Annotated in this window: 22 protein-coding genes and 2 pseudogenes; 12 read left to right on the top strand and 12 right to left on the bottom strand. The window is 69.9% G+C overall.

Annotated elements, in window-relative coordinates:
• The first annotated feature begins 3 nt into the window (after positions 1-3).
• From QF027_RS21175 to QF027_RS21155, 5 genes are all read left to right on the top strand, one after another.
• The gene (locus QF027_RS21175) at positions 4-774 is read left to right on the top strand and encodes an SDR family NAD(P)-dependent oxidoreductase (protein ID WP_307076286.1); all 771 of its coding nucleotides are present in this window, start codon (positions 4-6) and stop codon (positions 772-774) included.
• Positions 775-891: 117 nt separating this feature from the next.
• Complete coding sequence (locus QF027_RS21170; RefSeq protein WP_373430987.1) at positions 892-2,010, top strand: LLM class flavin-dependent oxidoreductase; 1,119 nt, start codon at positions 892-894, stop codon at positions 2,008-2,010.
• Positions 2,011-2,024: 14 nt separating this feature from the next.
• Positions 2,025-3,755, top strand: a complete 1,731-nt coding sequence (locus tag QF027_RS21165) for an N-acyl-D-amino-acid deacylase family protein (RefSeq protein WP_307076283.1) — start codon at positions 2,025-2,027, stop codon at positions 3,753-3,755.
• A gap of 68 nt (positions 3,756-3,823) precedes the next feature.
• Positions 3,824-5,293, top strand: coding sequence for an aldehyde dehydrogenase family protein (locus QF027_RS21160; RefSeq protein WP_307076281.1), 1,470 nt, complete (start codon positions 3,824-3,826; stop codon positions 5,291-5,293).
• 175 nt (positions 5,294-5,468) lie between these two features.
• Entirely contained in the window at positions 5,469-6,005 is a 537-nt protein-coding gene (locus tag QF027_RS21155) for a DUF3455 domain-containing protein (protein WP_306979936.1), read from the top strand.
• Between the two features lie 87 nt (positions 6,006-6,092).
• On the opposite strand, the gene QF027_RS21150 is transcribed toward QF027_RS21155, so the two are convergent.
• From QF027_RS21150 to QF027_RS21125, 6 genes and pseudogenes are all read right to left on the bottom strand, one after another.
• Complete coding sequence (locus QF027_RS21150; RefSeq protein WP_307076279.1) at positions 6,093-6,593, bottom strand: cupin domain-containing protein; 501 nt, start codon at positions 6,591-6,593, stop codon at positions 6,093-6,095.
• A 36-nt stretch (positions 6,594-6,629) separates the two neighbouring features.
• Positions 6,630-7,574: an NADP-dependent oxidoreductase gene (locus tag QF027_RS21145; protein ID WP_307076278.1), complete on the bottom strand. Its 945-nt coding sequence runs from the start codon at positions 7,572-7,574 to the stop codon at positions 6,630-6,632.
• Complete coding sequence (locus QF027_RS21140; RefSeq protein WP_307076276.1) at positions 7,571-8,437, bottom strand: helix-turn-helix transcriptional regulator; 867 nt, start codon at positions 8,435-8,437, stop codon at positions 7,571-7,573. The genes QF027_RS21145 and QF027_RS21140 overlap by 4 nt, the downstream gene beginning before the upstream one ends.
• A gap of 366 nt (positions 8,438-8,803) precedes the next feature.
• A pseudogene (locus QF027_RS21135) lies at positions 8,804-8,986 on the bottom strand (helix-turn-helix domain-containing protein); the annotation flags it as partial.
• Between the two features lie 109 nt (positions 8,987-9,095).
• Entirely contained in the window at positions 9,096-9,920 is an 825-nt protein-coding gene (locus QF027_RS21130; RefSeq protein WP_306979945.1) for a helix-turn-helix transcriptional regulator, read from the bottom strand.
• Between the two features lie 139 nt (positions 9,921-10,059).
• Positions 10,060-10,452: a nitroreductase/quinone reductase family protein gene (locus QF027_RS21125; RefSeq protein WP_306979948.1), complete on the bottom strand. Its 393-nt coding sequence runs from the start codon at positions 10,450-10,452 to the stop codon at positions 10,060-10,062.
• A gap of 104 nt (positions 10,453-10,556) precedes the next feature.
• Here QF027_RS21125 and QF027_RS21120 point away from each other — a divergent pair, with 104 nt between their 5' ends.
• Positions 10,557-11,384: an endonuclease/exonuclease/phosphatase family protein gene (locus QF027_RS21120; RefSeq protein ID WP_306979950.1), complete on the top strand. Its 828-nt coding sequence runs from the start codon at positions 10,557-10,559 to the stop codon at positions 11,382-11,384.
• Here QF027_RS21120 and QF027_RS21115 read toward each other — a convergent pair.
• The 4 genes and pseudogenes from QF027_RS21115 to QF027_RS50040 all read right to left on the bottom strand — a co-directional run.
• Positions 11,376-11,540, bottom strand: a complete 165-nt coding sequence (locus QF027_RS21115; protein ID WP_307076274.1) for a DUF397 domain-containing protein — start codon at positions 11,538-11,540, stop codon at positions 11,376-11,378. The genes QF027_RS21120 and QF027_RS21115 overlap by 9 nt on opposite strands.
• 10 nt (positions 11,541-11,550) lie before the next feature.
• The gene (locus tag QF027_RS21110) at positions 11,551-11,694 is read right to left on the bottom strand and encodes a hypothetical protein (RefSeq protein ID WP_307082783.1); all 144 of its coding nucleotides are present in this window, start codon (positions 11,692-11,694) and stop codon (positions 11,551-11,553) included.
• A 525-nt stretch (positions 11,695-12,219) separates the two neighbouring features.
• Positions 12,220-12,540, bottom strand: a complete 321-nt coding sequence (locus QF027_RS21105; RefSeq protein WP_307076270.1) for a hypothetical protein — start codon at positions 12,538-12,540, stop codon at positions 12,220-12,222.
• 300 nt (positions 12,541-12,840) lie between these two features.
• A pseudogene (locus QF027_RS50040) lies at positions 12,841-13,050 on the bottom strand (IS110 family transposase); the annotation flags it as partial.
• A 543-nt stretch (positions 13,051-13,593) separates the two neighbouring features.
• Between QF027_RS50040 and murJ the strand changes: the two are divergent.
• On the top strand, positions 13,594-15,426 hold the full coding sequence (gene murJ, locus QF027_RS21100; protein WP_373432423.1) for a murein biosynthesis integral membrane protein MurJ: 1,833 nt from the start codon (positions 13,594-13,596) through the stop codon (positions 15,424-15,426).
• A gap of 109 nt (positions 15,427-15,535) precedes the next feature.
• Here murJ and QF027_RS21095 read toward each other — a convergent pair whose 3' ends face one another.
• Positions 15,536-16,669: an FAD-dependent oxidoreductase gene (locus QF027_RS21095; protein WP_307076268.1), complete on the bottom strand. Its 1,134-nt coding sequence runs from the start codon at positions 16,667-16,669 to the stop codon at positions 15,536-15,538.
• Between the two features lie 554 nt (positions 16,670-17,223).
• Between QF027_RS21095 and QF027_RS21090 the strand changes: the two genes are divergently transcribed.
• The 3 genes from QF027_RS21090 to QF027_RS21080 all read left to right on the top strand — a co-directional run bounded on the left by QF027_RS21090 (position 17,224) and on the right by QF027_RS21080 (position 21,390).
• Positions 17,224-18,066: an LLM class F420-dependent oxidoreductase gene (locus QF027_RS21090; RefSeq protein WP_307076265.1), complete on the top strand. Its 843-nt coding sequence runs from the start codon at positions 17,224-17,226 to the stop codon at positions 18,064-18,066.
• 58 nt (positions 18,067-18,124) lie between these two features.
• The gene (locus QF027_RS21085; protein WP_307076263.1) at positions 18,125-20,737 is read left to right on the top strand and encodes a bifunctional FO biosynthesis protein CofGH; all 2,613 of its coding nucleotides are present in this window, start codon (positions 18,125-18,127) and stop codon (positions 20,735-20,737) included.
• A 92-nt stretch (positions 20,738-20,829) separates the two neighbouring features.
• Complete coding sequence (locus QF027_RS21080; protein WP_306979966.1) at positions 20,830-21,390, top strand: hypothetical protein; 561 nt, start codon at positions 20,830-20,832, stop codon at positions 21,388-21,390.
• Here the strand turns inward: QF027_RS21080 and QF027_RS21075 are convergent.
• On the bottom strand, positions 21,383-21,889 hold the full coding sequence (locus QF027_RS21075) for a DUF2165 domain-containing protein (RefSeq protein ID WP_306979967.1): 507 nt from the start codon (positions 21,887-21,889) through the stop codon (positions 21,383-21,385). The genes QF027_RS21080 and QF027_RS21075 overlap by 8 nt on opposite strands.
• Before the next feature lie 155 nt (positions 21,890-22,044).
• Between QF027_RS21075 and QF027_RS21070 the strand changes: the two genes are divergently transcribed.
• The gene (locus QF027_RS21070; protein ID WP_307076261.1) at positions 22,045-24,141 is read left to right on the top strand and encodes a LamG domain-containing protein; all 2,097 of its coding nucleotides are present in this window, start codon (positions 22,045-22,047) and stop codon (positions 24,139-24,141) included.
• 151 nt (positions 24,142-24,292) lie between these two features.
• Entirely contained in the window at positions 24,293-26,767 is a 2,475-nt protein-coding gene (locus QF027_RS21065; RefSeq protein WP_307076259.1) for a tetratricopeptide repeat protein, read from the top strand.
• Positions 26,768-26,954: the final 187 nt, after the last annotated feature.

The raw sequence follows: 26,954 nt of genomic DNA, 5'->3' as shown, positions 1-26,954 counted from the left end.
CGCATGGGCAAGCTGGACGGACGCGTCGTCCTCGTCACCGGCGCGGCGCGCGGGCAGGGCGAGCAGGAGGCCCGGCTGTTCCGGGAGGAGGGCGCCGAGGTCGTCGTAGGAGATGTGCTGGACGAGCAGGGGAAGGCGCTCGCCGAGGAGATCGGGGCGCTGTACGTCCACCTGGACGTGAGCCAGGAGCCCGACTGGCGGCGGGCGGCACAGACCGTGGTCGAGGAGTACGGCCGGGTCGACGGGCTCGTCAACAACGCCGGCATCCTGCGCTTCAACTCCCTTCTCGACACCCCCCTCGACGAGTTCATGCAGGTCGTGAACGTCAACCAGGTCGGCTGCTTCCTCGGCATCAGGACCGTGGCGCCGGTCCTGTCCGACGGCGGCACGATCGTCAACACCGCCTCCTACACCGGGGTGACCGGGATGGCGGGCGTGGGCGCCTACGCGGCCTCCAAGCACGCGATCCTCGGGCTCACCCGGGTCGCCGCGCTGGAGCTGGCACCGCGCGGTATCCGGGTCAACGCCATGTGCCCGGGTGCCGTGGACACCGCGATGTCCAACCCGGCGGTCCTGGATCCGTCGGCGGACGGCGAGGAGGCATCCCGGGGGCTCGACCGGTTCTACCGCAAGGTCGTCCCGCTGGGCCGGATCGGGCGGCCGGAGGAGGTGGCGGCGCTCGCGCTCTTCCTGACCTCCGCCGACTCCTCGTACATCACCGGCCAGCCGTTCGTGATCGACGGCGGGTGGCTCGCCGGGGTCTCCGTCATCTGACGGCCCGTCAGCTATTGACGGTGTATGCGCCCGGTGCCACAGTCGGCGGCGGATCAGAAATCTGACGGTGTGTCAGAAACAGGAGTGTCAGAGACAGACTGGGGACGGTGAACCTCCTTGGAATTCGGGCTCTTTGTACAGGGATACGTGGGCAAACGTGCCGAGACCGACCCGCTGGCCGAGCACAAGGCGCTGATGGAGGAGACCGAGTACGTCATCCAGGCGGACCGGTCCGGCTTCAAGTACGCCTGGGCGTCCGAGCACCACTTCCTGGAGGAGTACTCGCACCTCTCCGCCAACGACGTGTTCCTCGGGTACCTCGCGCACGCGACCGAGCGGATCCATCTCGGCTCCGGCATCTTCAACCCCCTTGCGCAGGTCAACCACCCCGTGAAGGTCGCCGAGAAGGTGGCCATGCTCGACCATCTCACCGAGAACCGCTTCGAGTTCGGCAGCGGGCGCGGGGCGGGCTCGCACGAGATCCTCGGGTTCATACCGGGCGTGACCGATATGAACTACACCAAGGAGATCTGGGAAGAGACCATCGCGGAGTTCCCCAGGATGTGGCTCCAGGACGAGTACGCCGGCTTCCAGGGCAAGCACTGGCAGCTGCCGCCGCGGAAGGTGCTGCCGAAGCCGTACGGGAAGTCGCACCCCGCGATGTGGTACGCGGCCGGGTCACCGCCGTCGTACGCCATGGCCGCGCGCAAGGGGCTCGGGGTGCTGGGCTTCAGCGTGCAGAAGGTCTCCGACATGGAGTGGGTCCTCGAGCAGTACAAGACGGCGGTGGTCGACGCCGAGCCGATCGGGGACTTCGTCAACGACAACGTGATGGTGACGACCACGGCCATCTGCGCGCCGACGCACGCCGAGGCGATCGAGATCGCCGTGAACGGGGGGCTGCACTATCTGCCGTCCCTGGTGTTCCGGTACCACGACACCTTCCCGCGACCCGAGGGGTTCCCGGTGTGGCCGGAGACGCTGCCCGAGTACACCGCGGAGTTCGTCGAGGTGCTCATCGAGGAGGAGCTGCTGATCTGCGGGGACCCGGACGAGGTGGTCCGGCAGTGCAAGCGCTGGGAGCAGGCCGGGGCGGACCAGCTGAGCTTCGGGCTGCCGGTGGGGGTGCCGAAGGAGGAGACGCTGCAGACGATCCGGCTCATCGGGGAGCACGTGATTCCGAAGATCGACACGGATCCGGTGCACCGGACCACGCGGTTCCGCGAATCTGCGTAAGGGGGTTCGGTTCCATGCTCGACCACCTCATCAAAGGGGCGACCGTCGTCGACGGCACGGGCGCCCCCGCCCGCATCGCCGACGTCGGCATCCGTGACGGTCGTATCGCCGTCGTCGGCCACGTCACCGAAGACGCCCGCACCAGCGAGGACGCCACCGGACTCGTCCTCGCCCCCGGGTTCGTCGACCCCCACACCCACTACGATGCCCAGCTGTTCTGGGACCCGTACGCGACCCCTTCCCTCAACCACGGGGTCACCACGGTCGCCGCCGGGAACTGCGGCTTCACCCTGGCGCCGCTGAACCCGGGCCGCCCGGACGACGCCGACTACACCCGCCGGATGATGTCCAAGGTCGAGGGGATGTCGCTGGTCGCTCTGGAGGAGGGGGCACCCTGGAGCTGGCACTCCTTCGGCGAGTACCTGGACGCTCTCGAAGGCCGGATCGCGGTCAACGCCGGTTTCATGGTGGGCCATTGCGCGCTGCGGCGGTATGTCATGGGGCCGGAGGCCATCGGAGGGCAGCCGTCCGAGGAGCAACTCGCCCAGATGCTGCGGCTGTTCCACGAGGCCATGGACGCCGGCGCCTGGGGTTTCTCCACCACCCAGTCGTCCACGCACTCCGACGGCGACGGAAAGCCCGTGGCGTCCCGGCACGCGCTGCCCGCCGAGCTGCTGGCCCTGTCACGGGCCGTCGGGGAGCACGAGGGGACGCAGATCGAGGCGATCGTCGCCGGGTGTCTCGACCAGTTCAGCGACGCCGAGATCGAACTGTTCGCGGAGATGAGCGCGGCGGCCGGGCGGCCGTTGAACTGGAACGTGCTGACCATCGACTCGTCTGTGCCGGAGCGGGTGCCGCGGCAGCTGTTCGCGAGCGAGCAGGCCCGGAAGGCGGGCGGCCGGGTGGTGGCGCTGACCATGCCGATCCTCACCCCGATGAACATGTCCCTGGGCACCTTCTGCGCGCTGAACCTGATCCCCGGCTGGGGACCGGTTCTCGCACTGCCCGTCCCCGAGCGGATCGAGCGGCTGCGCGATCCCGACGTACAGAAGGAACTGCTCAGGCAGTCCCAGTCCAAGGAGGCCGGGGTCTTCCGACGGCTGACCAACTTCGGGCGGTACGTCATCGGCGACACCTACAGCGAGACGAACCGCGGACTCAGCGGGCGGGTCGTGGAGGACATCGCGGCCGAGCGCGGGCAGGAGCCCTTCGCCGCGCTGGTCGACATCTGCGCGGCCGACTCGTTGCGTACGGTCCTGTGGCCCATGCCCACCGACAACGACCCGGCGTCCTGGGCGATGCGTGCCGAGGCCTGGCAGCACGAGGACGTGCTGCTCGGCGGGTCCGACGCCGGCGCGCATCTGGACCGGATGTGCGGGGCGCCGTACACGACCCGCTTCATCGGGGACTGTCTGCGCGGGCGGCGGCTGACGTCGTTGGAGCAGGCCGTGAAGATGCTCACCGACGACCCGGCCCAGCTGTTCGGCCTGCGCGAGCGCGGACGGATCGAGGAGGGCTTCCATGCGGACCTCGTGCTCTTCGACCCGGAACGGATCGCCGCGGGCACGGCCACCCTGGTGCACGACCTGCCGGGTGACAGCCCGCGGCTCGACTCCAAGGCCATCGGGGTACGGGCCGTGTGGGTCAACGGGGTCGAGGCGATCCGGGACGACGTGGTGAGCGGGGCCGTACCGGGCCGGGTGCTGCGGTCCGGGCGGGACACGCGGACGGTGAGCACGAGGTGACTCCGTCGGGCGGTGCTTCGGGTGGTGGTTCCGGTGGTTCCGGTGGTTCTTCGGGGGGTGCCCGCCAGGTGACCGGCTCGGGTGGTTCCTCGGACGCGCAGAAGCTGTTCGTCGGTGGGGAGTGGGTGGCGCCCGACGGCGGCCACTACGCGGTGGTCGATCCGGCCACCGAGGAGACCGTCGGGTGGGCTCCGGAGGCCTCGCGGGATCAGGTGCACGCGGCCTGTGCCGCGGCCCGCGAGGCCTTCGGGGCGTGGTCGCGCACGACGCCGGAGGAACGGGGCGCTTTGCTGGCCCGGGCCTCCGACATCATCCGTTCCCGCCTGGTGCCGTACGCCGAACTCGCCCAGGCCGAGACCGGCGCGACCACGGGTGTGGCCCGAGGGATGCAGGTCGGCGTCGCCGCCGCCCGCTTCCGGCGGTACGCGCAGGTCGAGCCCGCCGAGTGGGCGATCCCGCCGCAGATCAACGAGGCCGGGCCGATGGGGAAGGCCGCGGTGATGGGCGCGCTGGCCGTCCGGCAGCCCGTGGGGGTCGTCACCTGCATCACGTCGTACAACAACCCCTGGGCGAACCCGGCGGGCAAGATCGCCCCCGCGCTCGCCATGGGCAACACGGTGGTCGTGAAGCCCGCCCCGCAGGACCCCCTCTCCGTCTACCGCATGGCGGAGGCGCTGGAGGCCGCCGGGGTGCCGCGCGGGGTCGTGAACGTGGTGAGCGGCCGTTCCGTGGAGGTCGGTGAGGCCGCGGTCGACTCCCCGGACGTCGACATGGTCAGCTTCACCGGCTCCACGGCGGTCGGACAGCGCATCGGCGAGGTGTGCGGGCGGTCCATGAAGCGGCAGTTGATGGAGCTGGGCGGGAAGGGAGCGGCGGTCGTCTTCGAGGACGCGGATCTCGCGTCGGCCGTGGCCGGGATCGGAACCACCTTCTCCTTCTACAGCGGACAGATCTGTACGGCACCGACGCGGGTGCTGGTGCAGCGGGGCATCTACGAGCGACTCGTCGATCAACTGGCCGGATACACAGGCAGATTGAAGGTCGGCAACCCCCGGGAGGCGGGGACGGTCGTCGGGCCGGTGATCTCGGCGGCGCACCGGGAGCGGGTGGAGTCGTACGTCGAACTCGGCCGCAAGGAAGGCGCCCGCGTGGTCGTCGGCGGTGAACGTCCTGCTCTCGACCGCGGTTTCTACGTCGCCCCCACCCTCCTCGCCGACTGCCACCGCGACATGCGGGTCGTCCGCGAGGAGATCTTCGGCCCGGTCGTGACCGTGACGCCCTTCGACGACGAGGAGGAGGGCATCGCGCTCGCCAACGACAGCGACTACGGCCTCATCGACTACGTCTGGTCCGGGGACGTCGCCCGCGCCTTCCGAGTGGCACGACGACTACGAGCTGGGGGAGTCGGGGTCAACACGGTCGGCCGCAACATGGAGGCGCCGTTCGGAGGCTTCCGCAGCAGCGGGGTCGGACGGGACTGCGGGTCGTACGCGCTGCACGCCTACAGCGAGGTGCAGTCGATCGTCTGGCCGGGGTGAGGCGGCTTCTCGGGACGGGGAGGCGGCTTCTCTGGACGGGGAGGCGGCTTCTCTGGACAAGGTTCGGCCAACTGGCCGGTAACCCTCGGGCGGGCCCGTAGAGTCCCGCACCGGGGGCGGCGACATCGATGTCGCTGTACTGAAGGCCAGTCAAGAACCCTTCCGGAGAACCGTTTTGAAGCTCACCAAGCGTCTCGCCCTGACCACCGCAGCCCTCGCCGCCGCGACCGCCTTCCTGGGGACGACCGCCGGTAACGCGGCCCCCGCGGACGCCGCGCCGAAGCCCGTGAAGGCCCCCGCGGCCCTCAAGGTGCCCGACGGCAACAAGCTGACGGGCGTCTACCCGGCCCGGGGCGTGCAGACCTACACCTGCACCGACGGTGCCTGGAAGCTCCTGGAGCCGGCCGCCACCCTGTCGGACAGGAGAGGCCGCACGGTCGCCCTGCACTCCCGTGGCCCCGTCTGGGTCTCCACGGTGGACGGCAGCGCGGTGAACGCCGCGGCGATCGCCAGCTCCCCCAAGACCGGCACCATCCCCGAGCTCCTGCTCCAGGCCACCGCCACCCGGGGCGCGGGCGTCTTCGCGGGCGTCTCCTACATACAGCGCCTGAACACCACCGGCGGTGTCGCCCCGGCCACCGCCTGCACCGGCACGGACCAGGTGAGCGTGGCGTACACCGCGACGTACGCCTTCTACAAGCCGGCGAAGTGACACATGTGACCTTCTGAGCGGCGCGGCGGTGGCTTCCCGCTGGAGCGGGGGCCGCCGCCGCGCCGCTTGCTCATGTGCTCCTGCCCCTCACAGGAACTCGCTCCGGTACGTCGAGGCCAACTCGACCGCGCGGCGGCGGCGCTCCATGAGCTCGTCCTCCGACAGCTGCGGCGGCGGCGCGTCCTTGCCCGCGACGACATCGCCGATGCGCGTGAAGTACTCGTCCTGGCCGGCGGGGGTGCACATGCACAGCATGCGGGCCGGCGCCCCCGAGGCGTTGCGGAAGTTGTGCGGAGCGTTGGCCGGGATGTTGACCGTGGACCCGGCCCGCACCGTGTGCTTCTCGCCGCGGAAGGTGAACTCGATCTCGCCCTCGAGGATCGTGAACATCTCCTCGAAGTCGTGCCGGTGCGGCGGCGGGCCGCCGCCGTCGGGGACGCGCATGTCGATCAGGCAGTACCGGCCGTCGGTCTGCTCGCCGGTGACCAGCATGGCGTACGTGTTGCCCACCAGAGCGATGTGCGTCGTGCCGGGATCGTCGGGGTCCGCCACGGTCAGCGAGCGGGACGGGTCATCGTCGGGAATCATCGGGGGCGTCTCCTTCAAGGGGCGGTCAGGTGAGGATCAGGTGCCGGGCGCGACGATGACGACCTTGCCGTGCAGCTCGCCCGTGGCGGCCCGGGTGTGGACTGCCGGCAGCTCCACCAGCGGCACTCGCTGCGCCACGTCGACGCGCAGCTCGCCGGAGTCGACCAGCGACACCAGCCGCGACAGCTGTTCGGCGTCGCTGTTGACGAACAGGTCGATGCCGCGCACGCCGCGTGGTTCGTCGCTGGGCGCGGGCATCCACACCGTGGTGTTCACCAGCACTCCACCGGAACGGATCACGGTGAGCAGCCCGGCCAGCTGCGCCGGCTCGATCGGCGCGAGGTTGAGCACGACGTCGACCGGCTCGGTCACCGCCGCGGTCACCTCGGTGGCGGTGTGGTCGACGACCTCGTCGGCACCCGCCGTCGCGACGTGCTCGCTGCTGCGCGGGCCGGCTGTGGCGATCACGTACGCGCCGGCGTTCTTGGCCAGCTGCACGGCGTAGCCGCCGACCGCGCCGCCCGCGCCGTTGATGAGCACGCGCTGCCCCGGCGCCAGCTTCGCGTGGTCGAACAGGGCCTGCCAGGCCGTGAGACCCACCAACGGCAGCGCGGCGGCGTCGGGCAGCGGGATGCTCCGGGGCGCCGGCGTCAGTATCTCGGCCGGAGCCACCACGTACTCCGCGGCAGCGCCGGTCTCCGCCATCGGCAGGAAGCCGACGACCCGATCGCCGATCTCGAGGCCGGCCACGCCCTCACCCAGCGACTCGACCGTGCCGGAGACGTCGATGCCGGGAGTGTGCGGCAACGTCACCGGGATGGGGCCCTGCATGAAGCCCCCGCGGATGTTGCCGTCGACACCGTTGAAGGAGGTCGCGGCGACCCGGATCAGAACCTGGCCCGCGCCGGGTACGGGCTGCTCGACGTCCTCGTGACGCAGGACGCTCGGTTCGCCGAACTCGTGGAAACGTACTGCCTTCATGGGAAATCCTTTCGAAGCACTTTTGGGTCATGCGATGCCTGAGCGCCCACGGCGGGCAGGAGTTGGAGCTTTTCGTAGCTGGGTGAGCCGGGTGTGGCGGAGAAGACGAGCAGTTCCTGGGCCTGGTCGGGGTCGATCAGGCGCTGGCAGTACAGCTCCAGTTCGCCCAGCTCGGGATGGCGGTAGCGCTTGAGGTCGTTGTGGTGGGTGACGTCCACCTCGTGCAGCCGCCAGACCTCGGCGAACTCGGCGCTGGTGGCCAGGAGCGCCGCGACGATCTCGCCGGCCCGGCCCTGCGGGTCCGCGGTGTACACCGTCCGCAGGTCGACGGTGAAGACCCTGCCGCGCAGGGCGTGGTCCTCGGCGGGGTAGAGCGCGCGTTGTGCGGGGTCGGTGAACCAGCGGTAGACCAGGTAGCGGGACATTCCGCTGAAGCGGGTGTAGTCGCCCAGCAGAGCGATGGCCGGACGGGTCTGCAGCAGCGTCTCGTTGAACCGGGACATCACCAACGCCGGTGTGTCCGCGAGCCGTTCGACGATGCGCATCATGGTGGGGCTGACGTGATCCCCGCGCAGGACCCGACGTGGCGCCGAGTGCCCGGCGAGGTCGAAGAGGTGGTCCCGTTCGCTCAGGCTGAGGTGCAGTCCCCGGGCGAGCCCGGCGAGCACCTGCTCGGACGGCATCGGACCGCGCTGCTGCTCGATCCGGCTGTAGTAGTCGACCGACATGCCGGCCAACGCGGCGACCTCCTCGCGCCGCAGCCCCCCGGTACGACGCCGCGGCCCGCGGGGAAGCCCCACATCCTCCGGCTGCAGCACCTCCCGGCGTGCCCGGAGAAAGTCGGCCAGCAGCGCCCGGTCCATCTCAGCCTCCCTTGTTCGACTGAGCAAGCGTGGCGTTGATCAGAACCCGGATGAAGGCCTTACTTATCCACGGACAAGTTGTCCGTGGCAGACCGAGCGGTGCAGGTGGAGATGACTCGTTGCCGCATCAGGCAACGTTCGCCCTGTCATGAGGCATCGCTCGGTGGTGTGTGTCAGATGAGCGGGCCGAGGGCGAAGTCTCCGTCGGTAGCCGCACTCACCCATCCCTCCCAGACCCAGCCCTGTTGACGACCTCGCGGAGGCGTTCGTCGGCGGCATGCTTGTTCCGCCAGATGATGCAGCGGCGGATCACGCTGCCCTGCTGTTTGTGGCTGGCGTGGTCGGTGCCGTCGTGCGTAGTAGCGCGGGCCTGCCGCCCTTGTACTTCGGGTAGAGCGCCTCGAAGCCATCCGCGTTGAAGTTGTGGATCACATCCGGACCCGGTCCGCACTGGTGAACGTCGCCTCGGCGATCTTCGCCACGGGCATGCTTTGCGCGGAACAGCACCATCTGGGTCCGCCGCCAGGTCACCACCGAACCGGTGCCCCTGCACCCGTTCAGCCACGTGATCATTCTGGCCGCCCGATGCCGCCCGATGCCGCCCGACGCAGCAACCGAGCGCTGCATCACGGCAGGGCGAACGTTGCCTGATGCGGCACTAGTCCCGCACGGTGGCCAGGAGTTGGAGCTTTTCGTAGCTGGGTGAGCCGGGTGTGGCGGAGAAGACGAGCAGTTCCTGGGCCTGGTCGGGGTCGATCAGGCGCTGGCAGTACAGCTCCAGTTCGCCCAGCTCGGGATGGCGGTAGCGCTTGAGGTCGTTGTGGTGGGTGACGTCCACCTCGTGCAACCGCCAGACCTCGGCGAATTCCGGGCTGACCTCCAGCAGTGCGGTGACGATCTCACCTGCGGTTCCCTGAGGGTCCGCCGTGTACGCCGCCCGGATCTCCGAGGTGAAGACCCTGCCTCGTAGATCGTGGTCCTCGGCGGGGTAGAGCTCGCGTTGTGCGGGGTCGGTGAACCAGCGGTAGACCAGGTAGCGGGACATTCCGGTGAAGCCGGTGTAGTCGCCGAGCAGGGCGACCGCCGATTGATTCTGCAGCAGCGTCTCGTTGAAGCGGGACATCACCAACGCCGGTGTGTCCGCGAGCCGTTCGACGATGCGCATCATGGTGGGGCTGACGTGGTCCTCGCGCAGGTGCCGCCGCGGTGCCGAGTGCCCGGCGAGGTCGAAGAGGTGGTCCCGCTCGCTCAGGCTGAGGTGCAGTCCCCGGGCGAGCCCGGCGAGCACCTGCTCGGACGGCATCGGACCGCGCTGCTGCTCGATCCGGCTGTAGTAGTCGACCGACATGCCGGCCAGCGCGGCGACCTCCTCGCGCCGCAGCCCCCCGGTACGACGCCGCGGCCCGCGGGGAAGCCCGACGTCCTCCGGTTGCAGCACCTCCCGGCGTGCCCGGAGAAAGTCGGCCAGCAGCGACCGGTCCATCCTTCTCTCAGCCTCCGCGAACACAACACATGCCGAAGGGACTGTCCGGTTCGGCGCGATCCACCGTATCGGAAAGGGCCTTACCCAGAGCCTGATCGTCCCAGGACAGGTCTTGCTCGCTGCCTAGTTGGCAGGCTCCTCAGCGGTCCAGATCCACCCGCACGGTCAACTGCCCGGCCCCTATGGCCCGTACCGCCGCGCTGTTCATCAGGGGCAGCGAGCGCAGTCGTACGGCGGTGTCGTCGTCCGGCATGAGATGGGCGGTCCCGGCGTGCCACCGCCCCCGGATGCGCACCCGCACCCGGGGATCCGCCTTGATGTTGCGGACGTACTGCGAACGCTCGCCGAACTCGGAGACCAGCCAGAAGGACTGGCCGACCCGCTTGCCGCCCACCGGGGTCCTGCGGGGCAGGCCCGAGGTGCGGCCGGTGGTCTCCAGGACGGTCTGGAGCGGCAGTCGGCGCATGATCGGGTTGAGGCGGCGCTGGAAGGCCGTGGCTGCGCGGTACTTGCGCTCGGCGTCGCGGGACATGGGTGGTGAGACTCCTGTCTCTGGTCTTCTCTCCGGTCTTCCGTAACCTGACCGTCGGCCTCGATGATCTCAGGGTGCGGCCGGGCGGACGAGGGGTGTAGGCGATGCGCGTGGTGACCTGGAACCTGTGGTGGCGCTTCGGACCGTGGGAGGAACGCCAGAAGGCGATCCTGACGGTGCTGCGGGAGCTGCGGCCGGATGTGGTGGGCCTGCAGGAGGTGTGGTCGGCGGGCGGTTCAGGTGGTGAGAACCTCGCGGAGTGGCTCGCGGGCGAGCTCGGCCTGCACTGGGCGTGGGCCCCGTCGCCCGCCTCGGAGCGCTGGCAGCGGCGGATCGGCGACCCGGGGGTCGAGGTCGGCAACGCGGTGCTGAGCCGCTGGCCGGTGATCGACCAGGCGGTCCTGCGGCTGCCGGCCCCCGATGCGCTGGACGACGGCCGCCTCGCCTTCCACACCCGGCTGGCCGGCCCGTCGTACGACATCCCCTTCTTCACCACCCACCTCACCTCGGCCCCCACCGCCTCTGCGATCCGCTGCCAACAGGTCACAGCGCTGGCGGAGTTCGTGGCCGCCCACCGCTCCGGCACCGAGTTCCCCCCGGTGATCACCGGCGACTTCAACGCCTGGCCCGACTCCGACGAGGTCCGCCTCTTCGGCGGCTACAAGACGGCCCCGGCCGCCCCGGACCAACTCTTCCTGGACGCCTGGGAGTACGCGGATCCGACGGCACCCTCCGCGACGTGGGACCCGGCGAACCCGTACGTCCGCGTGGCCCCACCGGTCCGTATCGACTACATCCACGTGGGCCCGCCAGGGGCTAGGGGGCTGGGCCATGTCCTGGGCGTCCGGCGCGCGGGCGACGGTCCGGTGGACGGGGTCTGGCCGTCGGACCATGCGGCGGTGGTGGCGGACCTGGCGGACGGGTCAGAGTGACTTCAGCAGGGCGGCGAAGGCGCCGTGGCTGACGGTGACGATGATTTGGGCGGCATCGGAGTCCGTGATGTGAACTTTGTTGAGGTCGGTGGATATGTGGACGCAGGCGTCGCCTTCCTGGCAGTAGGACGACTTCTGCCAACGGTCCGTGATCATGTCGGCTCCCTCACAGGTTCTGGGCGATGGAATGGATCAGATCCCGGGACTTCTCGGGACTGAGGGCGGTGGCTTCCACGATGTCCAGCAGGTTCCGGTACTTCGTCAGAAGGGCCTCGGCATCCAGCAGCACTGGCAGCTGCCCCTGCCGCACGAAGGGGCCGTACGCCTTCCGTCTCCTGTCGCCGTCCCTCGGGCGGGTCCGGGTAGCCGTCTGGGACACCGACCCCCGGGTCCCACCCGGCTTCACGACCGACAAGCCTCCCGCCGCCCCGGACGCCGAGAACGGCCGCGGCCTGCACTTGGTGCGGGCCTGCGCCGACGCGACGGGCGTGTCGGTACTGCGCGAACTGGGCGCGTGGAAGGGCGGGAAGCTGCTGTGGGCGGAGTGCGGGACGGGGGGACGGCATGGTGAACGGGACGATGCCGCTGCCGCCGATCCGGATCGGGGACGACCTGCGCAGCGCCCTGAGCCGGTACGGCTTCTTCGGGGAGCCGGCAGCGGCCACAAGGGCTCCCACACCCATACCGCCGACGTCATGAGCGCAGAACCGGCAGGCCGTCAGAACAAGGCGAAACGGCCCGTCAGTTGAACTGACGGGCCGCCATGAATGCCGGGGGGTGAAAGCGTGAGACGGACGTATTCAGATCCGCCGTTGCATCAGCGGCGAACTGCCTCTCAGCATCCTTCGGTGATGCTTATCACCCCGGCGTCGAAGACCGCGCTGCCCTTGCCGGCCGGGGTGAGCCAGCACGAGCTTCCCGAGCCGACATGCACCCTGACATATATCCCGCTGGAGCAGTGGTTGTTGTAGTAGATCGTGGTGGACGTGATTCCGTCGCTGAACGAGTAATTGGCGTAGTTACCTTGTGGCAGGGTGCATGCGAAGCTATAGCTCGTTTTAGGGCTCACGACGTCCGGGTGGTCAGCGGAGTCGGTCTGGGTTGACGCCGTGCTGACACCAGTTCCAAGTGCGAGCAGGAAACCTGTCGCTGCCACAGTCGCCACTATTCGACGCACTCGTTTTCCTCTCGTGAAGAGACGGTTTACCGGGCCTGATTTCATGTGCGGTCGCTAACTATCCATGAGGCACCCAACAGTGACCAGAGATTGTTTTCGGTCGAGGTGGATAAGGATTGGCGAGAATCGATCTTTCTTGACCTGCATTTCGCCCGAATTTGTCGCAATTTAAGTAGTTGTTGCTAGTGGAAGGTAAGTGCGGCACCGAGCAGAGTAAGAATTCATGCCACCTCGGGAGTCGCCCATCTCGGACCTGTAACTTGGGTCGCGCACGCCGCCGGCTTGTCGTCTCGCGAGGCAGAGGAGGGCTTGGGTGTGGTGCCTTCCCCGAGCGTTCTTCTTGTCGTAGCGAGCGTTCTTCTTGTCGCAGGTGGCCCGCGAGACCGGGTCGGCCGAGGCCGTGCAGGTGGCCAGGAAGAAGGCCCGCTTGAGCTGCTTGGTTCCTCGTCGGGAGGGCTGCTCACTCCGGATTCGGGAAGCCGAGCTGCGGGCGCCGCGAGGGTGGTGAAGACGTCGTCGATCAGCCGCTCGGCCGTCCGTGGGGCCTCGCCGGCCTCGCCGGCCACGTCGTCGTCGAAGCCGACGGCCTTCAACTTGCCGAGAACTCCGTGGTGTTCGGGTTCGCTGTCGGGCGGCCGCTGGTCGGGAGCCTTGACGTGCAGTCGGCGGTCGTACTCGCCCGGCCTGGGCACGGCAGCGATCGCCACATCCGCATGACGAAGAGCCTTGCTGTCTCTGAAGAGGCCGGAAGCCCCATTGCGGGGCTACGAAGAAGGTGATGGGGGACTGATGCGGGGCTTCCCGCACTCCTCGTCCGGGTGGGCGGATGCGTACGCGGGCACTGGGGAATCGAGAATCTCAACGACCACGGCAGAGATGTGGTGTCTGACGCCGAGTTGAAGGCTGAGGCATTACGGAGTCGAAGCACGCTGTCCGCAACGTCCGGCGGGCTTCGCAGAGTTGCCGCGCCGGTAGGGTGACGTGGCCGTAGCGGTAGTCGGAGATATGGATGGATGGAGCGATGGATCACGCATGAACATTGAAGGTGAGGGCAGCCGCACAGCCGCCTCGGAGCCCGGGCTACGGGAGCGTGTCCGGAATCCCGTGCCGGACAGGGCTGCCCGCGACTTCGAGACGCTCCAGCTTCGCCGAGTGTCCGGTTCTGCCTCAGCCATGAATTCTGTCGTGACTGACGCGATGCCAGTTGCTGGACAGAGCTCCGATGGCAAGCAGTCCGCCGGTCTTATGAAGTCCAGTGCTGTGATGGCGGCTGGAACTCTGGTGTCACGCTTGACTGGTTTTCTGCGCACTCTGGTCATGGGGGCGGCGCTGGGTGTGGGAACGCTAAATGACACCTACCAGGTGGCCAATACGCTGCCCACCATGATTTACGTGTTGGTGGGCGGAGGCGCCCTCAATGCGGTCTTCATTCCACAGTTGGTGCGATCGATGAAAGAGGACTCCGACGGAGGTGCTGCATACGCCAACCGTCTCATCACCTTGGTCATCACATTCCTCGGTTCGACCACCCTGATATGTGTCGTTGCAGCGCCGGAATTAATCCGTGTCATGGCGCCGTCCATGGCCGCCCATCCTGACCAATTCCGTGTCGCGGTAATCTTCGCCCGTTACTGCCTGCCCACCATGTTCTTCATGGGGATTCATGTGGTGATGGGGCAGATCCTCAATGCGCGCGGGCGGTTCGGGGCCATGATGTGGACGCCCGTTCTGAACAACATCCTGATCATCGTCGCTTTCGGGTCATTCCTCTGGGTATTCGGCACGGCTACACACTCGGGTATGTCGGCATCATCGATCACGCCGCAGGGAGTGCGCCTGCTTGGTGTCGGCACCCTTCTGGGGCTGACGGTTCAGGCTCTGGCCATGGTCCCCTATCTGCGTGAATCAGGATTTCGGATCCGCCTCCGCTTCGACTGGCGTGGCCACGGTCTAGGGAAAGCTCTTGGCCTCGCGAAATGGACCTTCCTGTTCGTGCTCGTCAATCAAGCCGGCATGGTCGTCGTGACGCGTCTTGCCACCGCCGCCGGCGCAGTCGCAGAGCGGGCCGGGCACCCCGGTACCGGCATCACTGCGTACAACTACGCGCTCCTGCTGTGGCAGATGCCGCAGGCCATCATCACCGTCTCTGTGATGACAGCCATCCTTCCCCGCATCGCCCGCGCAGCCGCCGACGGCGATCACGGAGCAGTGCGAGACGACATCTCACAGGGGCTGCGTACGTCGGCAGTCGCTATCGTTCCCTGTGCCTTCGCATTTCTTGCTCTCGGAGTGCCGCTGATTCGGCTGCTCTACGCCGGAGCCGGCGAGGAAGGCGCCCGCAACATCGGCTTCGTCCTGATGGCCTTCGCCTTGGGGCTGATCCCCTATTCGGTGCAGTACGTAGTACTGCGCGGCTTCTATGCGTACGAAGACACCCGCACCCCCTTCTTCAACACCCTCATCGTCGCGCTGGTGAACGGCGTTGGATCTTTTGCTGCCTATCTCCTGCTTCCCGCGCGGTGGGCCGTGACCGGCATGGCCTGCGTATACGGCCTGGCCTACGTCATCGGCGTCGGCATCGCCTGGAAACGACTCCGCAGCCGGCTCGGCGGCGACCTCGACGGTCGTCACGTCATCCGAACTTACGTGCGCCTCATTGGGGCGAGCCTCCCCGCGTCCCTGGCAGCCGGAGCGATCGCCGCCTGGCTGATGGCAGCGATTCACCCCCCCGTTGTCGCCGCGCTCACCGCACTCGCCGCCGGAGCGACGGTGCTGGTCGCTCTGTTCATCACCCTTGCGCGCATGCTGCGCATCAACGAAGTCAACGCCATGGTGAACATGATTCGCTCACGCCTTGGCCGCTGAAGGGACGCAGCGGGGCTGCACGAGGATTCCACCGCCGTCGACCTGGACGGATCGTAGACGTGGTCTCTGAGCTCCGTGGGTCACGGTTCCACCGAAGGCGGGCCGTGGCTCAGGCGCTCTCCCCCTGACCCGTGAACATGCTCAGCAGCCCATGGGGTGTGGTTTCGCCGAACATGAACTCGTACAGTTCGGCGCCCTCGGTGGCGGCCTCGGTGCTGCGGGGGAACATGGCCTGCTCGTACGCGATGAGCGCGGTCTCGAGGTTGTCGGGGTGGGCGGCCAGGGCCTGGCCGAGTTCGGCGCCGTCGAGCATGGCCAGGTTGGCGCCCTCGCCATTGGGGGCCGCGAGGTGGGCGGCGTCGCCAAGGAGGGTCACGCCCGGGACCCGGTCCCACCGGTGTTCGGCCGGCAATGCGTAGAGGGGGCGCAGGACCGGTGCGGTGTCGGTGTCGGTGATCAGGGCGGTGAGTTCGGGGGCCCAGCCATCGAACTCCGCCGCGATGCGGGTGGTGGCCGCGGCGGGGTCGGTGAAGTCGACGGCGGCGAACCAGTCCTGCGGCCGCGCGAGCATCGTGTAGGTGTGCAGGGTGCCGCCCTTCTCGCGGTGCGCGGTGAGCCCCTTTCCCGGCACCAGCGCGAACAGTGCCCCGTCGCCGACCGCCTTCGCGGTGGCCGGGCGCCGGATGTCGGCGTCGTACAGGTAGGTCTCGACGGACGACATGCCGGTGTACTCGGGTGTGGCGGTGGAGAGCAGTGGCCGCACCCGTGACCAGGCGCCGTCCGCGCCGACCAGCAGACCGGTGACGACGCTCCCGCCGTCGGCGAAGGTCACCTCGTGGCGGCCCTCGCCGAGAGCCCGGACGCCGCTGACCTTGTGGCCCCAGCGGACCGTGCCGGCCGGGAGCGAGTCCAGCAGGAGTTGACGCAGCTCGCCGCGCTGCACCTCGGGGCGGCCGCCGGTGCCGTCGTCGGCCTTCTCGAACAGGACGGTCCCGTCCCGGTCGAGCAACCGCGTCGCCTCACGACCCTCCAGGATGAGACCGCGGAACTCGTCCATCAGGCCGGCCGCCTGGAGGGCGAGCTGTCCGTTGTAGTCGTGGATGTCGAGCATCCCGCCCTGCGCACGCGCCGACGGTGAGGACTCCGCCTCGTAGACGGTGGCCGGGATGCCGTTGACGTGCAGGACGCGGGCGAGCGTGAGGCCGCCGAGTCCGGCGCCGATGATCGTGACGTGGGTGGTCATGGTGACTCCTTGAGGGGTGTGGGGCCGGTCGGGTGGTCACCGGCCGTCTCCAGAAAGGTTCCGGGGCCCCATCGACAAGCCGCCGACATCGGACCGACACCCCCGACAGATGACCGACCCCGAACCGGTCGGTCCCCCGCCGACAGGCGCTCGCCCCGGCCCTGGCCGACCGACACCGCACCGGTCCCCGGGCGACCGACACCCGCACCGGCCACCGTCGGCAGGCGCCCGCACCGGTCCCCGGCCGGCAGGCGCCCGCACGGCCACCGCCGGCAGGCGCCCGCACCGGTCCCCGGCCGGCAGGCGCCCCCACCGGCCCCCCGCCGACGGGCGCCGCACCGCCCCGCCCGACAGGCACCGCTCCCGACGCACCCGCCCACCGGGCCCACCCGGCCACTCGGCCCACGGCCCACTCGGTCCGCCCACCCGGCCCACCCGGTCCGTCCCCCGGCTCACTCCGCCCACTCCACTCACTCCGCCCCTCCACAAAGTCCCGCCCAGATGCCGACCAGTCGGTATGGACATCCCGGCCCCCGCCCGGTACAGATGCAGTCATGCGCATTTCCGTGACGATCTTCCTCACCGACGAGACCATCACCCCGACCCGGATCGCCCGTGAGCTGGAGGCGCGGGGCTTCGCCGGGCTGTATCTGCCCGAGCACACCCACATCCCCGTCGAGCGGACCACCCCGTACCCGGCCGGCGGCGACCTGCCGCGCGAGTACGGCCGTACCCTCGACCCCTTCGTCGCGCTCGGCCAGGCCGCCGCCGTCACCGAGCGGCTCGGTCTCGGCACCGGCATCACGCTCGTTGCCCAGCACGACCCGATCGACCTCGCCAAGCAGATCGCGACCCTCGACCACCTCTCCGGCGGACGGTTCACGCTCGGGCTCGGGTTCGGCTGGAACGTCGAAGAAGCCGCCGATCACGGCGTCGAGTGGCGGACGCGCAGGGAGCTGGTCCGGGACCGGATGGCGCTGATGCAGGCGCTCTGGGCGGACGAACCGACGGCCTACGAGGGGGAGTTCGGGAGTGTCCGGGCCAGCCACGCCTTCCCCAAGCCCGTTCGGAAGCGGACTCTCGTGGGCGGCGCCGCAGGGCCGAAGCTGTTCTCCCACATCTGCGAGTACGCCGACGGCTGGCTGCCCATCGGCGGCCGCGGCCTGACCGAGTCCCTGCCCGTGCTGCGCACCGCTTGGGCCGACGCGGGCCGCGACGCGGCCGCCCTCCAGGTCGTCCCGTACGCCGTCGTCCCCACCCCCGGCAAGCTCGCCCACTACGCCGAGCTCGGGATCGAGGAGGTCGTGCTGCAGCTGCCCCCGGCGGGGGAGAGCGAGGTGCTCAAGGTGCTTGACGAGTATGCCCGTTATGTCCAGGGGGATGGTGAGAGCGTGTGACGTCACCCACCTTCGGGCGACACCTCTGCCCTGATCACACCGCTCGTATGCTCGAAGGATGACGACTTCCGCGACCTCCGGAACCGGCCCCACCGACCGCCCCGGCGGTACCGGCCCCACCGAGAACTCCATGCGTCGCGCTCTCAAACGTGCCCGGGACGGCGTCGCCCTCGACGTCTCCGAGGCCGCGGTGCTGCTCCAGGCCCGCGGCCCGGCCCTGGACGACCTCACCGCGTCGGCCGCCCGCGTCAGGGACGCGGGCCTCGCCCAGGCGGGCCGCCCCGGTGTCATCACGTACTCGAAGAGCGTCTTCATCCCCCTCACCCGGCTGTGCCGGGACAAGTGCCACTACTGCACGTTCGTGACCGTGCCCGGCAAGCTCCGCCGGGCCGGCCACGGCATGTTCATGTCCCCCGACGAGGTCCTGGACGTGGCCCGCAAGGGCGCCGCGCTGGGCTGCAAGGAAGCCCTGATCACCCTCGGTGACAAGCCCGAGGACCGCTGGCCGGAGGCGAGGGAGTGGCTTGACGCCCATGGCTACGACGACACCATCGCCTACGTCCGGGCGATCTCCATCCGCATCCTGGAGGAGACGGGCCTGCTGCCCCACCTCAACCCGGGCGTGCTGTCCTGGACCGACTTCCAGCGGCTGAAGCCCGTCGCGCCGAGCATGGGCATGATGCTGGAGACGACCGCCGAGCGGCTCTGGTCCGAGCCCGGCGGACCGCACCACGGCTCCCCCGACAAGGAACCCGCCGTACGGCTGCGGGTCCTGGAGGACGCCGGGCGTTCGTCGGTGCCTTTCACGAGCGGCATCCTCATCGGGATCGGGGAGACGTACGAGGAGCGCGCCGAGTCCCTCTTCGCGCTCCGGCGCACAGCACGGGCGTATCACAGCATCCAGGAACTGATCATCCAGAACTTCCGCGCCAAGCCGGACACCGCGATGCGCGGCATGCCCGACGCGGAACTGGACGAACTGGTCGCCGCGGTGGCCGTCGCCCGCCTCATCATGGGCCCGGCCGCCAACATCCAGGCCCCACCGAACCTGGTCGACAGCGAGTACGAGCGTCTGATCGGGGCGGGGATCGACGACTGGGGCGGGGTCAGTCCGCTCACCATCGACCACGTGAACCCCGAGCGGCCCTGGCCGCAGATCGAGGAGCTCACCGAGCGGTCCGCGGCGGCCGGTTTCGAGCTGCGGGAACGTCTCTGCGTGTACCCCGAGTTCGTGCAGCGCGGCGAGCCCTGGCTGGACCCACGGCTGCGACCGCACGTGGCGGCGCTGGCGGACCCGGAGACGGGCCTGGCACGCCCCGACGCCCTTCCGCGGGGACTGCCCTGGCAGGAGCCGGAGGAGGTCTTCGTCCCGTCCGGCCGCACGGATCTGCACGCCACGATCGACACCGAGGGCCGTACGTCCGACCGCCGCGACGACTTCGACGAGGTCTACGGCGACTGGGGCGCCCTGCGCGAGGCGGCCGCCCCCGGCATGGTGCCCGAGCGCATCGACACGGACGTACGGGAGGCGCTGCGGGTCGCCGCCGACGACCCCACGCGCCTGACCGACGAAGAGGCCCTCGCCCTGCTGCATGCGGACGGGCCCGCCCTGGACGCCCTGTGCCAGGTGGCCGACGACGTCCGCAAGTCGGTGGCCGGAGACGACGTCACGTACATCGTCACGCGGAACATCAACTTCACCAACGTCTGCTACACGGGCTGCCGGTTCTGCGCCTTCGCCCAGCGGCGCACCGACGCCGACGCCTACACCCTGTCCCTGGACCAGGTGGCCGACCGCGCCCAACAGGCCTGGGAGGTGGGCGCGGTGGAGGTCTGCATGCAGGGCGGGATCCACCCGGACCTGCCGGGGACGGCGTACTTCGACATCGCGCGCGCGGTGAAGGAGCGGGTGCCCGGCATGCATGTGCACGCCTTCTCCCCGATGGAGGTCGTCAACGGCGCGACCCGCACCGGCATGTCCATCCGCGAGTGGCTGACGACGGCCAAGGAGGCCGGCCTCGACTCCATCCCCGGCACGGCCGCCGAGATCCTCGACGACGAGGTCCGCTGGGTGCTGACCAAGGGCAAGCTGCCGACGGCGACCTGGATCGAGGTGATCGAGACCGCGCACGAGGTCGGCATCAGGTCCTCGTCGACGATGATGTACGGCCATGTGGACCAGCCACGCCACTGGCTGGGCCACCTGCGCACGCTGGCCGGAATCCAGCAACGCACGGGCGGCTTCACGGAGTTCGTGACGCTCCCTTTCATCCACACCAACGCCCCGGTGTACCTGGCCGGCATCGCCCGCCCCGGCCCGTCCATGCGGGACAACAGGGCGGTGACGGCGATGGCACGCCTGCTGCTCCACCCCTGGGTGCCGAACATCCAGACCAGCTGGGTCAAACTGGGTACGGAGGGCGCGGCGGAGATGCTCCGCTCGGGGGCGAACGACCTGGGCGGCACGCTGATGGAGGAGACGATCTCGCGGATGGCGGGTTCGTCGTACGGCTCGTACAAGTCGGTGAAGGACCTGATCGCGGTGGCGGAGGCGGCGGGCCGTCCCGCCCGCCCGCGCACGACCCTGTACGGGGAGGTGTCCGAGGAGCGGCAGAAGGCCGCGCAGGTCTCCGACGGGCACCTGCCGGAGCTGCTGCCGGTGCTGGACTGACGGGAACTGACGGGAACTGACGGGAAAGGTGTCTCGGCGGGGGCCGGTACGATGATCCGACCCCCGTTCGACGGGGATCCTTAGCCGAGGAGATGCGTGCCGTGCCAGCCCCGAAGGTCTGGGTGACGGGTCTGACCGTGGGGGCGGTCGCCGCCGTCGTCGCCCTGGCCGTACAGGCCGACAAGGGAACGAAGCCGAGCGTGGCCGCCACCGCCCGGCCGAGCGTCTCGGCGTCCCCGCGCGCGTCCGCGCAGCCCGAGCCGTCGGCGACCGCGGTCCCGGACGCCTCCGGGACCGGCCGCCGGATCGTCTACTCGCTCGGCGACAAGCGGGTCTGGCTGATCGACGCGAGCGAGGCGCCCCGGCGGACCTTCGCCGTCTGGCCGGGGACGGTGGACCCGGCCCCCGGCACCTACTCGGTCTCGCTGCGCCGGGGAGACCCGACGACCGGGTCCGACGGCGTGCGGATCGAGCACATCGTGTACTTCACCGCCGTGGGCGGCGTGAACGTCGCCTTCTCCAACGCGGTGGACGGCTCCTCGCCCCCGCCCGCGAACGGCGTCCAGACCGGCGGCATCCGCATGAAGACGGCGGACGGGTCGGCACTGTGGACGTTCGGCGAGACGGGGACGAAGGTCGTCGTCGTCAACTAGCGCTGCGGTCCGGCAGGTTGACCACCAGCAGCACGACTCCGCTCAGCACGAACACCCGCAGCGCCGCGTCCAGGCCGTTCCAGGTGTCCGACTGCCACATGGAGAACCACTCCCCGCCGATCGCGATGAACCCGGCGCCGAAGAGCAGCATGAGCATGAGCAGGCCGTAGGTGGAGAAGCGCCGGGCACGCGGATCGTCCCCGCGCACCCACAGCCACGTGCCGTAGATCAGCACGAGCGCCGCGAGCGTCTCCCAGACGATGATCGCGACGTACGCCGTGTTCTGAAGTCCCTTGCTGGTGATGGCTCTCCACATCAGATCGTCGTCCTTGAACGTCGTATCCATCGCGAGAACATGCTGTACGAACGCCTGGTTGGTCCCGAAGTCCGTGATGTTCCCGAACGCCACGAGCGCTATGTACAGCGTGACGCTCGCGGTGAGGAGGGTGGCGGAGAGGTGGAGTGCGCTTCGTGTGGTGCGTGGGGGTGTCGATGCCATGGAGCTCATCTAACCGGAAACCGCTTCGACGATGTCAGTGCTCCTTGTTAGCCTCCAGCGGCCTGTGTGAACAGGCTCAAGGAAGCGCGGGGAGGGGACAGTTGAACAGACCGGGAAGATCACGTGGCGGCAGACTGTGGGCGGTGGGGTGCTCCATGGCGGCCGTCGTGGCGGCCACGTCCGGCGTGGCGCACGCGGCGGACAACCTGCCGCCGAAGCAGCCGCTCGTCGAGGACCTCACGACGGAGACCAAGGCGTGCGCGACAGGGGAGGACCGGGCGTACGTGGGAGCGCCGCCCACGCTGCGCGCAGCCCTGTACGACCCTGAGGAGGACAACCAGCCCGCCGAGGCCAACATGGTCAAGGGCGAGTTCGAGGCCTGGTGGACGGATGCCGACGGGGTGGAGCAGAGGCTCACGTACACCACGAACGCGACACTCTCTGGCGCTCGGCAGCTGTGGCGGATGCCGCAGGACAGTATCCCGGCGAACACCGTCGTCTCCTGGCACGTCCGGGCGGACGACGGCACGGAGAAGTCCCCCTGGAGCTCCGAAGGCGCGGGCTCCGTCTGCGAGTTCGTCTACGACGACGTGAGCCCCGAGCGGGCGACGATCACCTCTCCCGAATACCCCGAGGACGTGCTCTGGGTGGATGGAGTGGGCGTGTACGGCCACTTCACCATGGACTCGCCCTCGGACGACGTCGTGGCCTACACGTACAACTTCATCGGCGGGCCGTACGCGACCGTTCAGCCGAAGCAGCCGGGCGGGAGCGTGACCGTGCCCTTCCTGCCGTTGCGTTCGGGGCCGGACAGGCTGACCGTCCGCGCCATCGACCGCTCCGGACGCAGCAGCGGTGAGTCCACGTACCGCTTCTACGTGCAGTCCGGCCGCGCCCCGGTAGCCCACTGGCGGCTGGACGACGCGGCGGGAGCCACGAGTGCGGGAGCCGAGAAGGGAACGGCCGCGCGTGCCGGTTCCGGTGTGAGCTTCGGCGGTCCGGCCCCCCGGGGCACCGACCTGGCCTCCACGGCCCACCTGGACGGCAGCAGCCACGGCTATCTCACCCCGGACGCCCCGGCGGTCGCCGACCCGCGCAAGACCTTCGCGGTGAGCGCGTGGGTACGGCCCGCGCGCACCGACCGGACCATGACCGTCGCCGGCCAGGACGCGGGCCGGTCAGCGGCGTTCACACTCGGCCTGCGCCAGGAGGGCACGACGCCCCTCTGGTCGTTCGCCATCGGGGACGCACGGGTGTCCGGCGGCGCACCGGAGACCGGCGAGTGGGCCCACCTGCTGGGTGTGTACGACGCCGAGACCGGACACGCGAAGCTCTATGTCAACGGCCATGAGGTCGGCACCGAGGCAGAGGCCGCGCCCGCCGCGACCACCGGCGCCTTCCAGATCGGCCGCGTCCGCCATGGCGAGGCCTACCGCGACCGCTGGCGCGGTGACCTCGGCGACGTGCGGGTCCACGACCGGGTGGTCGTCCCGGCCGAGGCGAGCCAACTGGCGCGTCACCAACCGGGATTGCTCGGCCACTGGTCCCTGGAGACGGCCCCGGCCGGCGCCAGCCCCGACCAGAACGGCGGCGCGCCCCTGAAGCTGGGGGACGGCGCCGCCATCTACCGCAGTCCCGACAGCTCGTGCCTCCCGGAACTCGACCCGGACTGCCCCGTGATCCCGTCCCCGCTCGTGGGCGACGGCCATCTGACGCTGGACGGCCGCACCGGCTACGCGGCCACGGACGGCCCGGTCGTCGACACGTCGGACAGCTTCACCGTCGGCGTGGTCGTACGCCTGGCGGACGCCGAGCCGGACCGTCCGATGACCGTGCTCTCGCAGGGCGGTGAGCACACCGACGCCTTCAAGGTGCGCTACCAGCCCTCGAAGCACGCCTGGCAACTGGTGATGCCGCAGCGGGACGAACAGGGCGCGGCCGAGACCGTGGTGGCGCAGGTCGCCGCGGCGGACGGCGGCGAGGGCCGCGGACACCGGCTCGCGGTCGTCTACGACGACGCCACGGACCAGATCAGGCTCCACATCGACGGAGGGAGCATCACCGCCGCGACCGCGGACTTCCCGAACGGCTGGCCGAGCACCGGTCCCCTGCAGATCGGCCGGGCCCGGACCGGCGACGGATGGGGCGAGTACCTGCACGGCGATGTGGACGAGGTGCAGGCGTACGCCGGCGCCCTGAGCGCGGACGAGATCAACGGGCTGGGCTGGGGCACCGACCCGTGCCTGTGCTGATGCCTGTCTGAGCGAGTCGGGGTTACAGGGCCGTGGGACCCACCGGATGCTCCGGGCGCGGGGTCTCACGGCCCTCACTTGTTGCCACACTGGGGCGGAGCAGGTGGGGACGGACACGGGAGTGTGACCGATGAGGCCTACGCGGCCGTCGATGCAGGAGTTGATCCGGCAGCGCAGGCGGGCCGGGTTCGTGGGGCGGAGTGACGAGCGGGCGGCGTTCCGGCGCAACCTCGACCTGGCGCCCGAGGACGAGCGGCACCGGTTCCTCTTCCATGTGCACGGCAACGCCGGTGTCGGAAAGACGTTCCTGGTGCGAGAACTGGAACAAGTGGCCCGCGAGAAAGGCGCGTTCACGACGTATGTCGATGAGAGGGTCGGCAGCGTGCCGGAGGCGATGTCGGAGATCGGCCGTCAACTGGGCGCCCAGGGCTGCCGCTTCAAGGAACTGGAACGACTCCTCGCCACCCACCGCGAACGTCGGCGCGAGGCGGAGGCCGTCGCCGTCGCCACCCTCGAAGCGGAGCCCGAGGGGCCGTCGGCGGGCAGCATGGCCGCGGCGCGGGCAGGACTGGCCGGACTGGGAATGATGCCGGGCGTGGGAGCCTTCGCGGGAGTCCTGGACGCGGCTCAACTCGCCGAGGGCGCCGACCGGTTGCGGGCCGGCCTCAGCGCGCGCTTCCGCAGCCAGGAAGACGTCCAACTGGTCATGCACCCGGAGCGAGTACTCACCCCGGTGCTTCTGAACGAACTCACCGACGCGGCGGCCGCGGCCCCCTGGATCGTCCTCTTCTTCGACACGTACGAACGGACCAGCCCCTTCCTCGAAGGCTGGCTGCACGAGGTCATGACCGGCGACCGGTACGGCACCCTCCCCGCCACGGTCGTCGTGGTGACGGCGGGCCAACGCCCCTTCGACACCGCCCGCTGGGGCGCCTTCGCCGACTTCATGACGGACGTGCCCCTCGGACCGTTCACGGAGGCGGAGGCCCGGGGGCTGCTGGCGGGCAAGGGAGTGGTCGCCGAGCCCGTGGTGGAGGAGGTGCTGCGCCTCACGGGCGGACTGCCGGTCCTCGTGTCGACCCTCGCCGAGCAGCGCCCCACCGACCCCGACGACATCAGCGACCCGAGTGCGACGGCCGTAGAACGCTTCCTGAAGTGGGAACAGGATCCGGTACGGCGATCCGCGGCCCTCGCGTGCTCGCTGCCCCGGCAACTGGACATGGACGTGTTCCGGGCGGCCGTGGACTGCCCGGACGACGAGGTGGAACAGCTCTTCGCCTGGCTGCGGTCCCTGCCGTTCGTCACCGACCGCGGCGACCGGCTCCGCTACCACGACCTGGTGCGGGAGGCGATGCTGCGGATGCAGCGCGGGCGGTCACCGCGCGGCTGGGTCCGACAACAGGGGCGTCTGGCCCGGATTTTCGGCGAGTGGCGGGCGGAGCCCGAAGCCGGGCGCACGGACGGGGAGCTGTGGTCGGACGAGGAGTGGCGGGAGCTGCGGCTCGCCGAGTCCTACCACCTGCTGTGCGCTCAGGCGCGTGTCGCGCTGCCGCTGGTGCTGCGGGACTTCGTGGACGCCTGCGACACGGACGATGTCACCGCGGCCCGGTGGGCACGGACCCTGCTGGACGCGGGCCGGGACGGCGACACGGAAGCGGTCTCCCGGTGGGGGAGCGAACTGTCCCGGACGCTCACCGAGGGCGGCGTGCCCGCCGCACTCGCCCGACTGCTGTCCCGGGCGACCCTCGACGAACCGGCCCAGGCACACGCCCGAGTGGTACGGGGCAGCGCGCTACGGCTCCTCGGCGATCTGGAGGAGGCACTGCGCGAGTACGACCGGGCGGTGGCGCTGGATGCCGGGCTCGCGCGCGCCTATCGGGGTCGTTCCTCCGTGCGCGGCGAACTCGGCGACTACGAAGCGGCGGTCGACGACCTGGACCGGGCCATCGCGCTGGAGCCGGACAACGCCTCCGCCCACTCGGCGCGGGGTGAGTACCACAGGGTGCTGAACCACGGCGACGAAGCGCTCAGAGACCTGGACACGGGGATCGAACTGGACCCCGCCCACCACTCGGCCTGGGCGTCCCGAGGCGCCGTCCGCCTGACCCGAGGCGAACTCGACGCCGCACGGGCGGACTTGGACCGGGCACTCGACCTCAAACCCGACTACACCTGGGCCCTGGTCCGCCGCGCCCGCGTATGGCGCGGCCTCGGCGACGCCGCCCGCCAACTGGCCGACCTCGACCGAGCGGTCACCCTTCAGCCGGACTGGCCCTGGGGCCGCTGCGAGCGCGGCGACGCCCTCCGCAACGCCGGCCGCCTCGAGGAGTCCCTCCGCGACTACGATCACGTACTCGCCCTCGCCCCCGAGTACGCCTCGGCCCACGCGAGCCGAGGCGCCGCCCTGTCCCAACTGGGCCGCTTCGAGGAGGCCCTCGCCGCCCTGAACCGCGCCCTGGACCTCGACCCCGACTACACCTGGGCCCTGTGCCGCCGAGCCGAAACCCACCTCGCCCTCGCCGCCTTCGACGCGGCCGTCGCCGACGCGGAACGCGCATGCGCGTCGAACCCGGACGACGAGCGGGCGCGTGCGGTACGGGATCAGGTGCGCGGGGCCGCCGGATAATCGTCAGCCGTGGGCTCGGCGGGCCGGAAGGCGATCACCGAGCCAGACCCCTTTGCAGGTCAGCGAGCTCGTGGGCCGGGACCACCGCTGTTCCGGCGGTGACCAGAATGGGTGACCGTCCACGCCGTTCCAGGTGATAACCACCCTTCACGGGTCAATCGGGGCTCACCTCGCATACCCACACGCC

The sequence above is a fragment of the Streptomyces canus genome, assembly GCF_030816965.1.
Taxonomy (GTDB): Bacteria; Actinomycetota; Actinomycetes; order Streptomycetales; family Streptomycetaceae; genus Streptomyces; species Streptomyces canus_E.
The sequence above is the reverse complement of the archived record's forward strand: the minus strand, read 5'-3'. Positions and strand labels throughout refer to the sequence as shown.